Here is an 11,975-nt window from a genome sequence, read left to right as displayed (position 1 = left end):
TCCGGGGCGTGCGCATAATCGGCCCCATGCCGCATGTGCTGCTCATCGAGGACGACGCCTCCGTACGGGACGGGATGGAGCTCGTGCTGCGCCGGCACGGGTACGGCGTGGAGACCGCCGCCACCGGCGAGGAGGCCCTGGCGCTGCTCGACGGGGAGCGGGGCGCCCCGGTCGAGCTGGCCGTCCTGGACCTGATGCTGCCCGGGATGGACGGCTTCGAGGTGTGCCGCCGCATCCGGGCCCGTACGGCGGCCCTGCCGATCATCATGCTGACCGCGCGCGGCGACGACCGGGACATCGTGACCGGGCTGGAGGCGGGGGCCGACGACTACGTGGTGAAGCCGGTCACCGCGCCCGTCCTGGAGGCCCGCATCCGGGCCGCCCTGCGCCGCGCGGAACCGTCCTCGGGCGCCGGTGCGTCCGGCGCGGTGCGGGGGGCCGGCCGGGCGGACCACGGCGACCGCACCGATCACGGCGGCCTGGTGATCGACCGGGCCGGGCTGACCGTCACCAAGCACGGCACGCCCATCGCCCTGCCGCCCACCGAACTGCGGGTCCTGCTGGAGCTGTCGGCCGCGCCGGGCCGGGTCCTCACCCGGGAGCAGCTGCTCGCGTCGGTGTGGGACCACACCTTCCTGGGCGACTCCCGGCTGGTGGACGCGGCGGTGGGCCGGCTGCGGGCCAAGATCGAGGACGTGCCGGGCCGCCCCCGGTACGTCCAGACCGTGCGGGGCTTCGGCTACCGCTTCGGCCCGTGGTGAAGGGGCGCTCCCGGCGGCGCGGGCCGCTGCGCCACGAGCCCCGGCGGCGCGCGCCGCTGCGCCACGGTCCCCGGCGGTTCGTGGGCGGGCTGCGGGTCCGGCTCGTCGTCACCTTCGTCCTGGTCGCCCTGGTCAGCGCGGTGACCGCGACCGCCCTCGCCTACCGGGAGGCCCGCACCGCCGTCCTCCAGCGCACCCAGAACACCGCGGTGAACGACCTGCGGGAGCGGGTCGCGGTGGTGGCGGCGGGGTTCGACCTGCCGCCCGACCAGCGGTCGCTGTCCCGGTTCGCGGCGGAGGTCTCCGAGGGCCTGGGCGCGCGCGTCGTGGTCGCCCGCCACGAGGACCTGTCGGCGGTCTCCGACACGTACGCGGACACGGAGGGCCGGGTCACCGCCGAGCTGCGGGCGGCCGTGCGGGCCGGGGACGGGGCCCGGTTCCAGCGCGTGGAGTGGCGCGGCGAGCCCTACCTGGTGGTCGGCACGCCCGTGACGTACGCCGACGGGGACCGCCGCGCCTCGGGCCTGGAGGTCTTCGCCATCACCGATCTGCGGGCCGAGCGGGACGACACCGCCGCGCTGCTGGACTCCGTACAGGAGGGGATCGTGCCCGTGGTGGTGGCGGCGGCCCTCCTGGCGCTGCTGGCCGCCGGGACGGTCCTGCGACCGGTACGGAAGCTGGGGCGGGCCACCCGCGAACTGGCCGCGGGCGACCTCGGCAGCCGGGTCGCGGTGCGCGGCCACGACGAACTGGCGGATCTGGCACGGACGTTCAACGAGACGGCCGACGCGCTCCAGTCGTCCGACGCCGAGTTGAGGGCGCAGGAGGCGAAGGCGCGGCGGTTCGTGGCGGACGTGTCGCACGAACTGCGCACGCCCCTCGCGGCGATGGCGATGGTCGCGACGGTCCTGGAGGAGGACGCGGACCAGCTCCCGCCGGACGCCGCCCGGGCGGCCCGTACGGTGGGCGCGGAGACGGCCCGGCTGTCCCGGCTGGTCGAGGACCTGATGGAGATCTCCCGCTTCGACGCCGGGGCGGCCCGGCTCAACGCCTCGGAGACCGATCTCGCCGACACCGTACGGGCGTCGTTGGCGCTGCGCGGCTGGACGGACCGGGTGACGCTCCGACTGCCCGAGGGGGTACGGGCCGTGGTGGACCGGCGCCGCGTCGACGTGATCGTGGCCAACCTGGTGGGCAACGCGCTCAAGCACGGCGCTCCGCCGGTCACGGTCACCCTGGCCGTGACCGGGGGCGACCGGGTGGTGCTGGAGGTCGCGGACCGGGGGCCCGGTCTGCCGCCGGAGGCGCGGGAGCGGGTTTTCGACCGGTTCTACAAGGCGGACGAGGCGCGTACGCGGACCACCGTCCCCGCCCCCGCCGTGCCGTCGTCCCCCGGGGGCGTGCGGGGGGCCGGTCCTGGTGCGGGGCTGGACGGCGGGCAGGGCAGCGGCCTCGGCATGGCCATCGCGCTGGAGAACGCCCGGCTGCACGGCGGCTCCATCGGGGTCGAGGCCCGACGGCCGGGCGGCGGCGCGGTGTTCACGCTGGTCCTGCCCTTGCGGCGTACGGGCGGGGAGGGAGGGGAATGAGCCGGCGCGGAGGCTTCCTGACCCTCGCCGTACTGGCGGCCGTCCTGGCCCCGCTCGCCGGCTGCGGGGTCGGGGTGCGGCCGACCGGGGTGATAGAGGCGGGCGAACCCGCCTCCGGACTGACGCGCGGGAAGCGGCTCTACTACGCGTCCGACACCGGGTTGCGGGCCGTGCCCCTGCTCGACCAGCAGAACGACAGCCTGGAAGCGGTGATGAAGCTGCTGTCGCAGGGGCCGACCGCGGCGGAACGCCGCGCGGGGCTGACCACGCTGTTCCACGCCCCCAGCGGCTACACCGTGACCGGGGACGGGGCCCGCGTCACGGTGAAGCTGGAGGGCCCGTACTGGGCACAGGCCCGCGATCAGGTGACGGGCCAACTGGTCTGCACCCTCGCCAGTTTCCAGTCCGTACGGGAGGCGGAGGTCCGGGCGGACGACGTGGAGGTGACCGTTCGACCGGCGGAGGGCCCGGTGGTGGGGCCGTTGCGCTGTGCGGAGTTCCTGGACCGCTGAGAGGCGCGGGCGCGTCGACCACGGAGAGGTGGGGGCGACGACCGCTGAAGGGTGTGGGCGACGAGCGTCGGGAGGGGGCGGCCGGTTCGTGAAAAGCTGCCGCGGTACACGGCCACGGCGAAGAAGCCGAGGAGCACGGCGGCCCGGTCGCTCGGCGGTCCGGCCGATCGGCCGATCGGCCGGAGACGGTTTCAGCGGGGTGTCCGGGAACGGAAGCTGTGGCCGAGCTCGGGGCCGAGTCCGTAGTAGTGCCGGAAGTTGTAGATCAGGGGGCTCCACCTGGCCGGGTCGACGTGCTGGGAGCCGGGGACGACGATGCGCGGATCGGCGTGGACCTTGAGCACCTGGGCTTCGACGATGAGGAACATGCCGGTGACGTCGGGCTGGACCCGGGCGGCACGGGCCTCCAGTTGCAAGGGGCATGCGGCGACCCGGGGCGGCCGGACCAGCTCGGAGGGCTCGGGCCGCAGCCCGGCCGCCGCGAACTTGTCCCGTTCGAAGCGGAAGCCGCCCTGTTTGGCCACGGGCACGGGAGAGCGCCCGGTGAGCGGCGCGAGCCGTTCCACCGCCGGCCACTGGGCCGGCGCGGGCAGGTTGATCACCAGCTCGGGCCGGCTGCGGAGATTGTGCGCGGTCTGCCCCTCGACCCCCACGCCCAACACGATCGCCTGTCCCAATGCCCAGGCCGAGGACATCGGCGCAAGGTTGGCGGAACCGTCCTCGTTCTCCGTGGAGAGCAGCACGACCGGTGTTCCGAAGTACAGGATGCTCGGCGTGATGGTCACGTGGTCCGCCGAGGTGGCGGTGGGCGCGCTGCCCGGCGTCAAGGTGTTCATGGGGCTCGAAGGTAGGGTGCGGACGCTTCGGCGCGCACCGAAGGATCCCTGGTGGATGATGGACGGCGATGAACAGCCGTGACACGCATTCCGAGGGCCCGGACCTGGCCGCCCTGGCCGGTCTTCTGGCCGACGGCACCCGCGCGGGGTTCTGCCTCGCGCTGCTGGACGGCCGGGCGTGGACCGCGAGCGAGCTGGCCCGCCATGCCGGGGTGGCCGCCTCGACCGCGACCGAGCACCTGAACCTCCTGGTCGCCGGAGGATTGCTGGCACAGGAGCGTCAGGGCCGTCATCGCTACGTCCGCCTGGCCGACCCCGCCACGGCGGAACTGATCGAGAACCTCGCGTCGATGGCGCCTCGACGCGCTGCCCCGGCCCCCTCGCTGCCGGCCGTCAACCGCAGCCGGGCGCTGGCACGCGCCCGCACGTGCTACGACCACCTCGCCGGCGCCCTCGGGGTCGCGATCACCACGGCCATGACCCATCGGGGGCTGCTGGACTGGGAACACGGGCTGACGCTCACCGGCGACGGGACCGCCTGGCTGCACCGGCTCGGTATCCCCCTCCCGCCCGACAAACGGCGTCCGCCCGTCCGCTCCTGCCTGGACTGGACGGAGCGCCGCCCGCACCTGGCCGGGGCCGTCGGCTCCGCCGTGTGCCGTCACGCCTTCGACTCCGGCTGGATCACCCGGGTCGGCACCGGCCGCGCCGTCGCCCTCACCGACACCGGCCGACGCGCGCTCCGGGAACACCTCGGCCCCTCCGACGACTGGTCCGACACCGGCCCACGCCCTTAGGGCGTGTTTCGAAAGTCCCGCCTGTTCGGCGACGCCCGGCACGCACGCTCGCCGCGTTGTCGGGACCACCCCGATACAACCGGTATCGGGGCGGCCCTCCGCCTTGCGATCGCACGCACCGGACGCCGCCGAGCCCGCCCTCCGGGCGGACGGCGCTACTTTCGAAACACGCCCTAGCCGTTCGCCTTCGTCAGCTCGTACAGGTCCCAGGAGTCCGGATCCCCGATGTACTGGTAGAGGGTGGGCCGGCTCTCCGTGCCTCCCACGTTCCACTGGCCGAACGTGCACGAGGCGACCGTGACGTCCACCGTCTGCGACCACCGGCCCCCGCCGGGCTCGTACGCCCAGGTCCCCCGCCCCGTGCAGCGGTCGCCGCCCCCGTCCTCCGTCTCCGCCCCGCCGGCGCCGTCGAAGCGGTCGAGGTCGTCGTCGAGGTTCACGGCGGCGACCCGGCCGTCCGCCGTGAAGGTGACGGTCCCGCCGTCCCCGTCGCTCCAGCGCCCGACGACGTCCGCCGAGGTGAGCGCAGGGGGGTGGTACTGCTGGATCAGCCCCGTCCAGAAGCCGACGCCGCCGAGCACGGTGGTGAGGACGACGGCGACCACTCCCCAGAGGATCACCGGCCCGAACACCCGCTCCCGGCGCGACCGCCAGAGCAGCGCCGGCACGGTGAGCGCGGCCGTCGTCAGCACCCACCCCACCGCGAAGGCGGTCGCCCCCGAGCCGCCTGCCCGGGCGACGACGAGGCCCACGACCGCGAGCGAGACGGCCCCCGCCACCGGCGGCGTCCACCACCACGCCTCCCGCCCGCCGAACCGGCGCCCCAGCACCTCGCTCAGCCAGGCGGTGGGGAGGACGAAGGCCACGGAGAGCAGGCCGGCGGCCAGGGTGGCGAACACGAGGATCACGGGCAGGGCCAGGATGAGCAGCGCTGACGATCCGCCCCCGTCGTTCGGGGACTCCTGGGTGAACCCGTAGCAGACGCTCACGACGAGCGCGATCACCGCTTCCAGGAGCAGTACCAGGATCGAGAGCAGCAGGGACAGGCCCCAGAGGCGCTTCTTCTTCATCGTTCGTTCCCCCTCGCGCACGTGGATGTACGCGGCACGCCGGGCGGGCGGCAGCTACGGACATCGTGGCAGAGCTGTTTGAACGCGTTCAACGCGGGGTCGGCGCCGCGGTGGGGACGGGTGTGCGGGCGACTGGTGAGGGGGCGGAGGCGGCCGGTTAGGACGGGTGTGCGGGTGCGTCCGGCGCGCGGCAAGAAGAAGCGTTTCCGCGTGCGGGTATTCCCCCGTATGGGTGTGGCGAGGCCGTCCGGACCTCGCGGGGGCGAGCACAATGGGCCCGCGGTTCGTGCAGAGGCGCTCAGGCCCCTCTCCCGCAGCTTGCGCTCAAGGAGGACCGGTGGCGGACAGCTGGACGGTTCAGCGGACCGGGCCCGGGGATACCGCGCGTACGCAGGCGCGGGAACAACTCCTCGAAGCAGCCAGAGAGTTGTACGGCATCAACGGCTACCGGGCGACCGCCGAGCATGATGTCTGCGAGGCGGCCCGCGTGCCGGTCGAGGTGCTGCGCCAGGAGTACGGCTCTCGGGAGGGCCTGCTCATCGCCCTCCACAACCGGGTCACCACGGCCGGGTTGAGGGCGATGGAGCGCGCCCTGCTGACCGAGGGCATCGAGGACTGTTCGATCGCGGAGCGGGTCCGGCGGCTCTTCGACGCGTACGTGGAGGCCGTCACCGCCGACCCGCGCGAGGCCCGTGTGACGTTCGTCGAAGTGCTGGGCGTCAGCGCCGTGGTGGACGAGCACTGCAAGCTCTGGCGGGCGCTGTGGACGGAGTTCCTGACCGGCGAGGCCGAACGCGCGGTGGAACGCGGCGAGGCGGAGGACCGGGACCACCGGGTCGACGTGATGGTGATGGTCGGCACGGTCCACGAACTGATGGCCCACCACACCCGCCGCAGCCGCCGCGCCCGCCCCGGCGAGGTCTCGGGCGAACTGACGGAACTGGCCCTGACGATGCTGGGGACGCCGCGGAGCGGGGGCGAGTGACACCGGTCAGGAGGCTCCCGGCTCTGCGTGCGCACGCATGAGGGCCGAAGGGGCACCGGGACTGCCTGATACCGACGCCGACATCTTCGACGCCATCGAGCGGGCGTCGGGCTGACGCCGCGCCGCCCGGGTCAGGCAGGCAGCGGCTGGGCCTCCGTGGCCGGGGCCGGGAGCGCCGCCGAGGCTGTGGAGGACATCGTGTACGGGCCGCCCAGGCCCCATGCCTGGTGCATCGCGTCGGCGAAGGCGGCGGCCAGTCTGTGTTCGCCCGTGGGGCCCGGGTGCGTGCCGTCGTAGGTGTCCGTGCGGAGGTCGTACGCCGGGGGGTGCGAGGCCGTCAGGATCGGTGAGGACGGGGTGCCGAGGTCCGCCACGGCCTTGGCCAGCAGCTCGTTGAAGCGGGCGCAGGAGGCGGCGAAGGGGGCGTCCGTCTCGGCCCGGACGTTCGGTATCACCGGGAGCAGCACCATCCGCACGCGCGGGTTCGCCGTGCGGGCCGCCGTGATGAACGCGCGGGCGTTGGCCGCCGTCTGCTCGGCGTCCGTGTAGAACCCGAGGTCGATCAGGCCGAGCGAGACCAGCAGCACGTCCGCCTCCGCCTCGCGCACCGCGTCCGCGATGACCGGGGCCATGTGCAGCCAGCCCTCGCCCCAGCCGGCCAGGTGCCGGCGTGCGGCGGGCGGGAAGGACGGGTCGGCGTAGGCGTGGGAGAGCGGGGCGTCCGCCTCCTTGTCGTACAGCGTCGTGCGCGGGCCGACGATCTCGTACGGGAGGCCGGGGTGCGCCTCCAGGTGCTGCCACAGCCGGTAGCGCCAGGTGTAGTCGCCGGCGGCGCCGATGGTCATGGAATCGCCGACCGGAAGAAAACGCATGCCGTCATCATCTCCGATCACCTCTCCGGCCTGCGACGTGACGATGGACACTGGGGTCATGCGCTCGTATCCGACCGGCCCGGGGGGCCGCGCCGCCGCCGTCCTCGCCGCCGCTCTCGCCGTCGCCCTGCCGCTGTTCGCCGGGGCCGGTCCGGCCGCGGCCGACGAGGGGCGGCCGGACCGCGACTTCACGATCGAGGACCCCCGCATCACCGAGTCCAGCGGCCTCGCCGCCAGCCGGGCGCACCCCGGCGTCTACTGGACGCACAACGACAGCGACGACGGCCCCTACGTCTTCGCCGTCGACTCCCGCACCGGCAGGACCGTCGCCACCGTCACCCTGCGGGGCGTGGGGGAGCCGAGGGACGTCGAAGCCGTCTCCCTCGGGCCGGACGGCGACCTCTACGTCGGTGACGTCGGCGACAACCTCGACGGCAGCTGGGACCACGTGTGGATCTACCGTTTCCCCGAGCCGAAGGTCCTGCGCGACACGACCGTCACCGCCGTCCAGTACGACGTGAAGTACGCCGACGGGGCCCGCAACGCCGAGGCGCTGATGGTCCACCCGAAGACCGGCCGCGTCTACATCGCCTCCAAGAACGAGGACGGCGGGGGCCTCTACGAGGGCCCCGCCAAGCTCGACGCCGGGTCCGTGAACACCTTCCGGCGGGTGGGCGAGGTGCCCTGGGTCACCGACGGGGCCTTCTCGCCGGACGGGAAGCGCCTGGTGCTGCGCTCGTACTTCAGCGCCCGCGAGTACGCCTTCGAGGACGGCCGCCTCGGCGAGGACCGGTCGGTCGCCGCCCCGTTCCAGCGGCAGGCGGAGTCGGTGACGTACACGGCGGACGGCTCGGCCCTCATGTTCGGCTCGGAGGGCGAGCGCAGCGAGGTCGTGCGGGTGGAGGTGGAGGGCGGCGGTCCCGGGGGCGGCGGCCGGGAGCAGGGGAAGCCCTCGGGGTCCGGCGGCGCCGCCGGAGAGGCGGGGGAGGACGAGGGCGACGGCGCGGGCGAGGGCAAGGGGAGCGCCGGGCTCGGTGCGGCGGTCGTCGTCGGGGCGGGCGTCCTGTGGTTCGCGCTCCGGGGGAAGCGGAAGCGGGGGTAGGAGACGGGTCCCTCAGTCCTCGTCCGTCACCGGCCACACCTCGTAGTGCAGCGTCCGGTCCCGTTTCAGGCGGTGGGCGAGCGGGACCAGGACACCCTGCACGATCGGGTACTTGCGCGACATCATCCGCGCCGCGTGCGTGTTCTCCTTCGTGCCCGGCCGCAGCAGCCGCGCGTGCGCCCTGATCTGCGGCCCGGTGGGTCTGCCCCGGACCGTGCAGGGGGCGATCTCCACGCGCGGGTGGTTGCGCATCCGCTCGACCTTCCAGGCGGACGAGAACGTGCGGATGAACGCGTGATCGCCCTCCACGGCGATGTTGACCGGGGTGCCGACGGAAGTCCCGTCCTGGCGGTGGGTGCTCAGCAGGACGGCGTACTGCTTGACGAAAGGAGCGAGCTCCCGGCTGGCGTCCATACCTCCATTGGGGCACGCGCCGGGCGCGCTGTCATGTCCGGGCCGCCGCCTCTTCCGCGGTCCGTTCGGCGGTCCGCTCCCGGACCAGCGCCTCGAAGCCCGCGATCAGCCGGCCCAGTCCGAACTCGAAGTGGTCGAACTCGGCGCTGAAGGTGTCCTCCGCCATGTTCGCCATCATGGGGTACGCGCCGCTGAGCATGGCCCGCTCCAGGTAGGGGCGCTGGCGGTCCCAGAACTCCTCGTCGCTCAACCCGGTCTGCCGTACCGCCTCCGCCGCGTCCGCCCGGGAGCGGGCGAGCCCCTCCACGAAGCTGTTCACCGTGATGATCACGCCGATCAGTTCGGGGTCGCGCAGCCCCATGCCCCGCAGGCCGGCGAGCGCCAGATCCAGTCCTCGCAGGGCGCTGGGGCCGAGCACCGTACGGGCCTGGTTGATCTTCAGCAGCCACGGGTGGCGGTGCAGGTTGTCCAGGTAGGACCGGGCCATGGTGTCGATCGCCGTGCGCCAGTCGGCGGGGTCGGCCCCGGACGGCCCGGCGGGGACGGCCCCCGCCCCTCCGGCGGGTTCCTCCGTCGCGGCGGGCAGCGGTTCGCCCAGGACGCGGTCGAGCATCAGGTCCAGCAGCTCCGCCTTGCCGGGGACGTACCGGTAGAGCGACATCGTGCCCGTGCCCAGCTCGGTGGAGAGGCGGCGCATGGAGACGGCGGCCAGCCCCTCCGCGTCCGCGACGGCGACGGCGGCGGTGACGATCCGCTCCAGCGTGAGGCCGGGCTTGGGGCCGCGGCTCGGGCGCTCCCCGGTGCCCCACAGGAGCTCCAGGCTGCGCGCGGTGTCGCCGCTCCCGGTGACCGTGCCGTCCGCCGCCGCTGCCGTTCCGTCTTTCGCCATGAGACCAGCGTAACGGTCCCGAACAGGCATGGGTACACCGTACTCGCATCAGAGTACGGTGTACCCGAATAAGGGTACGGTGTACTCGGTCGGCGTCCGGCCGGTCCGGGAGAACAGGAGGTTGTGCCATGTCCACGCGCAAGAAGCCGCCCCCGCCCCCCGCGGGCCCGGGGCCCTCACCCGAGTACGCGGTGCTCGCCGAGGGCGTCGTGAAGCGGTACCGGGGGAAGGGCGGCACGGAGAAGCGGGCGCTCGACGGGTTCGACCTCGCCGTCCGCCCCGGCGCCGTCCACGGCCTGCTCGGGCCGAACGGAGCCGGGAAGACCACCGCCGTGCGCGTCCTCGCCACCCTCCTGCGGTACGACGGGGGCCGGGCGGAGGTCGCCGGGCTCGACGTGGCGCGCGAACCCCGCCGCGTGCGGAGCCGGATCGGGCTCGCCGGCCAGTACGCGGCCCTCGACGAGGGCCTCACCGGGCGGCAGAACCTGGAGATGTTCGGCCGCCTCTTCCACCTGGGCAACCGGCGGGCCCGGCAGCGCGCCGGGGAACTGCTGGAACGGTTCGGCCTGGAGGAGGCGGCCGACGAGGAGGCCACGGCGTACAGCGGCGGCATGCGGCGACGGCTCGACCTCGCCTCCTCGATGATCCTCGACCCCGACGTGCTCTTCCTGGACGAGCCGACGACCGGGCTCGACCCGCGCAGCCGGGGCGAGGTCTGGGACGCGGTACGGGCGCTGGTGGCGGGCGGTACGACGGTGCTGCTGACCACCCAGTACCTGGACGAGGCGGACCGGCTGGCCTCGCGCGTCACGGTCATCGACCGGGGGCGGGCCATCGCCGACGACACCCCGGACGCGTTGAAGGACCGCGTCGGCGGCGACCGGATCGAGGTGGTGGCCGCCGAGGCGGGCGACCTCGCGGCGGTGGCCGGGGCCGTGGACCGGGTGGCCGCCGGTGGACCCGTCGTCACCGACGCCCCGGCCCGCCGGGTGCACGCCCAGGTCGCCGACCGGGTCGCCGCGCTCACCGAGGTGGCCCGCCGCCTCCAGGACGACGGGATCGCGGTGGAGGACATCGGGCTGCGCCGGCCGAGCCTGGACGACGTGTTCCTGCGGCTGACGGGACACGGCGCGACCGACCCGGACGCGGGCCGCGAGACCGAGGGCCACGTGACCGAGGACCACGACACCCCGGAGGCGGCGGCATGACCACGCTCGGCACGAACCCCGCCGCGACCGGTGACCGGCACGCGAGCCGCGCCCGCGCCCGCACCACGGCCTACTGGGCGGCCTCCGACTGCTGGAACATCACCCGGCGCACCCTCACCCACTACCAGCGCCGCCCCGCCGCGATCCTCTGGCAGCTCGGCTTCCCGATCCTCTCCCTCCTGCTGTACGGATACGTCTTCGGCAGCGCGATGAAGGTGCCCGGGGGCGGGGACTACCGGGAGTTCCTGATGCCCGGCATGTTCGCGACGACCATGGCGATGGGGTTCATGAACACCGCCGTCGCCGTCGTCACCGACGCGTCCAAGGGCGTCGTCGACCGCTTCCGGTCCATGCCGATGGCCCCCTCCGCGTTCGCCTCCGGGCGCGGGGCGGCCGACCTGGTGGTGGCCGCCTGTGAACTGGCCATCCTCGCCCTGACGGCGCTGCTGATCGGCTGGCGCGCGGACGGCGGCGCCCCGGCCGCGCTCGGGGCGTTCGGGCTGCTCCTGCTACTGCGGTTCAGCCTGATCTGGGTGGGCGTCTGGCTGGGCCTCCTGGTCCCCACCCCGGAGGCGGCCGGCGGGCTGTACGCGGTCGCCTTCCCCGTCACGATGATCTCCAGCACCTTCGTCTCCCCGTCCCTGATGCCGGACTGGCTCGGCTTCCTCGCCGCCTGGAACCCGATCTCCTCGACGGCGACGGCCACCCGCGAGCTGTTCGGCAACCCGGTGGCGGGCGGCGGTTCGTGGGTCGAGGAACACGCCCTGCTGATGGCGGTGGTGTGGCCGCTGGCGCTCACGGCGGTCTTCCTGCCGCTGGCGGTCCGCCGCTTCCAGCGCCTGAGCCGGTGAGGGGGCTCCCGTGCCCGGGCCGGTGAGGAGGGGCGTCGCGTGAGCCGGTGAGGGGCCGAACCTCGTGAAGACAGAGGCAAAAAGGGAGG

The 11,975-nt window shown here is 74.0% G+C and carries 13 protein-coding genes; 8 read left to right on the top strand and 5 right to left on the bottom strand.

Annotated features, from left to right (window positions below):
- The first annotated feature begins 26 nt into the window (after positions 1–26).
- The 3 genes from AMK24_RS04880 to AMK24_RS04870 are packed head-to-tail and all read left to right on the top strand — an operon-like array spanning position 27 to position 2,862.
- Positions 27–761: a response regulator transcription factor gene (locus AMK24_RS04880; protein ID WP_073765250.1), complete on the top strand. Its 735-nt coding sequence runs from the start codon at positions 27–29 to the stop codon at positions 759–761.
- Positions 762–817: 56 nt separating this feature from the next.
- Complete coding sequence (locus AMK24_RS04875) at positions 818–2,350, top strand: sensor histidine kinase (RefSeq protein WP_073765695.1); 1,533 nt, start codon at positions 818–820, stop codon at positions 2,348–2,350.
- Positions 2,347–2,862: a GerMN domain-containing protein gene (locus tag AMK24_RS04870; RefSeq protein ID WP_073765248.1), complete on the top strand. Its 516-nt coding sequence runs from the start codon at positions 2,347–2,349 to the stop codon at positions 2,860–2,862. The genes AMK24_RS04875 and AMK24_RS04870 overlap by 4 nt, the downstream gene beginning before the upstream one ends.
- 191 nt (positions 2,863–3,053) lie before the next feature.
- On the opposite strand, the gene AMK24_RS04865 is transcribed toward AMK24_RS04870, so the two are convergent.
- The gene (locus tag AMK24_RS04865; RefSeq protein ID WP_073765246.1) at positions 3,054–3,698 is read right to left on the bottom strand and encodes a flavin reductase family protein; all 645 of its coding nucleotides are present in this window, start codon (positions 3,696–3,698) and stop codon (positions 3,054–3,056) included.
- 68 nt (positions 3,699–3,766) lie between these two features.
- On the opposite strand from AMK24_RS04865, the gene AMK24_RS04860 reads away from it, so the two are divergent.
- Positions 3,767–4,495, top strand: coding sequence for an ArsR/SmtB family transcription factor (locus AMK24_RS04860; RefSeq protein WP_073765244.1), 729 nt, complete (start codon positions 3,767–3,769; stop codon positions 4,493–4,495).
- A gap of 173 nt (positions 4,496–4,668) precedes the next feature.
- Here AMK24_RS04860 and AMK24_RS04855 read toward each other — a convergent pair whose 3' ends face one another.
- Positions 4,669–5,565 carry a hypothetical protein gene (locus AMK24_RS04855; RefSeq protein WP_073765242.1) on the bottom strand — a complete coding sequence of 299 codons (897 nt, stop codon included), beginning with the start codon at positions 5,563–5,565 and terminating at the stop codon, positions 4,669–4,671.
- A gap of 337 nt (positions 5,566–5,902) precedes the next feature.
- Here AMK24_RS04855 and AMK24_RS04850 point away from each other — a divergent pair, with 337 nt between their 5' ends.
- A complete protein-coding gene (locus AMK24_RS04850) occupies positions 5,903–6,550 on the top strand; it encodes a TetR/AcrR family transcriptional regulator (RefSeq protein ID WP_073765240.1) in 648 nt (215 codons plus the stop codon).
- A 131-nt stretch (positions 6,551–6,681) separates the two neighbouring features.
- On the opposite strand, the gene AMK24_RS04845 is transcribed toward AMK24_RS04850, so the two are convergent.
- Entirely contained in the window at positions 6,682–7,482 is an 801-nt protein-coding gene (locus tag AMK24_RS04845; protein WP_199876367.1) for a GDSL-type esterase/lipase family protein, read from the bottom strand.
- Here AMK24_RS04845 and AMK24_RS04840 point away from each other — a divergent pair.
- Positions 7,481–8,524 (top strand): hypothetical protein, encoded by a 1,044-nt coding sequence (locus tag AMK24_RS04840; RefSeq protein WP_073765236.1) that lies wholly within the window; start codon positions 7,481–7,483, stop codon positions 8,522–8,524. The genes AMK24_RS04845 and AMK24_RS04840 overlap by 2 nt on opposite strands.
- 12 nt (positions 8,525–8,536) lie before the next feature.
- On the opposite strand, the gene AMK24_RS04835 is transcribed toward AMK24_RS04840, so the two are convergent.
- Both AMK24_RS04835 and AMK24_RS04830 read right to left on the bottom strand, forming a co-directional pair.
- Positions 8,537–8,938 carry a PPOX class F420-dependent oxidoreductase gene (locus AMK24_RS04835; protein WP_073765234.1) on the bottom strand — a complete coding sequence of 134 codons (402 nt, stop codon included), beginning with the start codon at positions 8,936–8,938 and terminating at the stop codon, positions 8,537–8,539.
- A 31-nt stretch (positions 8,939–8,969) separates the two neighbouring features.
- A complete protein-coding gene (locus AMK24_RS04830; RefSeq protein WP_073765232.1) occupies positions 8,970–9,827 on the bottom strand; it encodes a TetR/AcrR family transcriptional regulator in 858 nt (285 codons plus the stop codon).
- A 128-nt stretch (positions 9,828–9,955) separates the two neighbouring features.
- Here AMK24_RS04830 and AMK24_RS04825 point away from each other — a divergent pair, with 128 nt between their 5' ends.
- Both AMK24_RS04825 and AMK24_RS04820 read left to right on the top strand, forming a co-directional pair.
- Complete coding sequence (locus tag AMK24_RS04825) at positions 9,956–11,035, top strand: ATP-binding cassette domain-containing protein (RefSeq protein WP_073765230.1); 1,080 nt, start codon at positions 9,956–9,958, stop codon at positions 11,033–11,035.
- Positions 11,032–11,886 (top strand): ABC transporter permease, encoded by an 855-nt coding sequence (locus tag AMK24_RS04820; protein ID WP_073765228.1) that lies wholly within the window; start codon positions 11,032–11,034, stop codon positions 11,884–11,886. Before AMK24_RS04825 ends, AMK24_RS04820 begins: the two co-directional genes overlap by 4 nt.
- Positions 11,887–11,975: the final 89 nt, after the last annotated feature.

The sequence above is a fragment of the Streptomyces sp. CB02366 genome (genome assembly GCF_001905905.1).
Lineage (GTDB): Bacteria > Actinomycetota > Actinomycetes > Streptomycetales > Streptomycetaceae > Streptomyces.
Note: the sequence above shows the minus strand (reverse complement) of the source record. Positions and strands in the feature narration are given on the sequence as shown.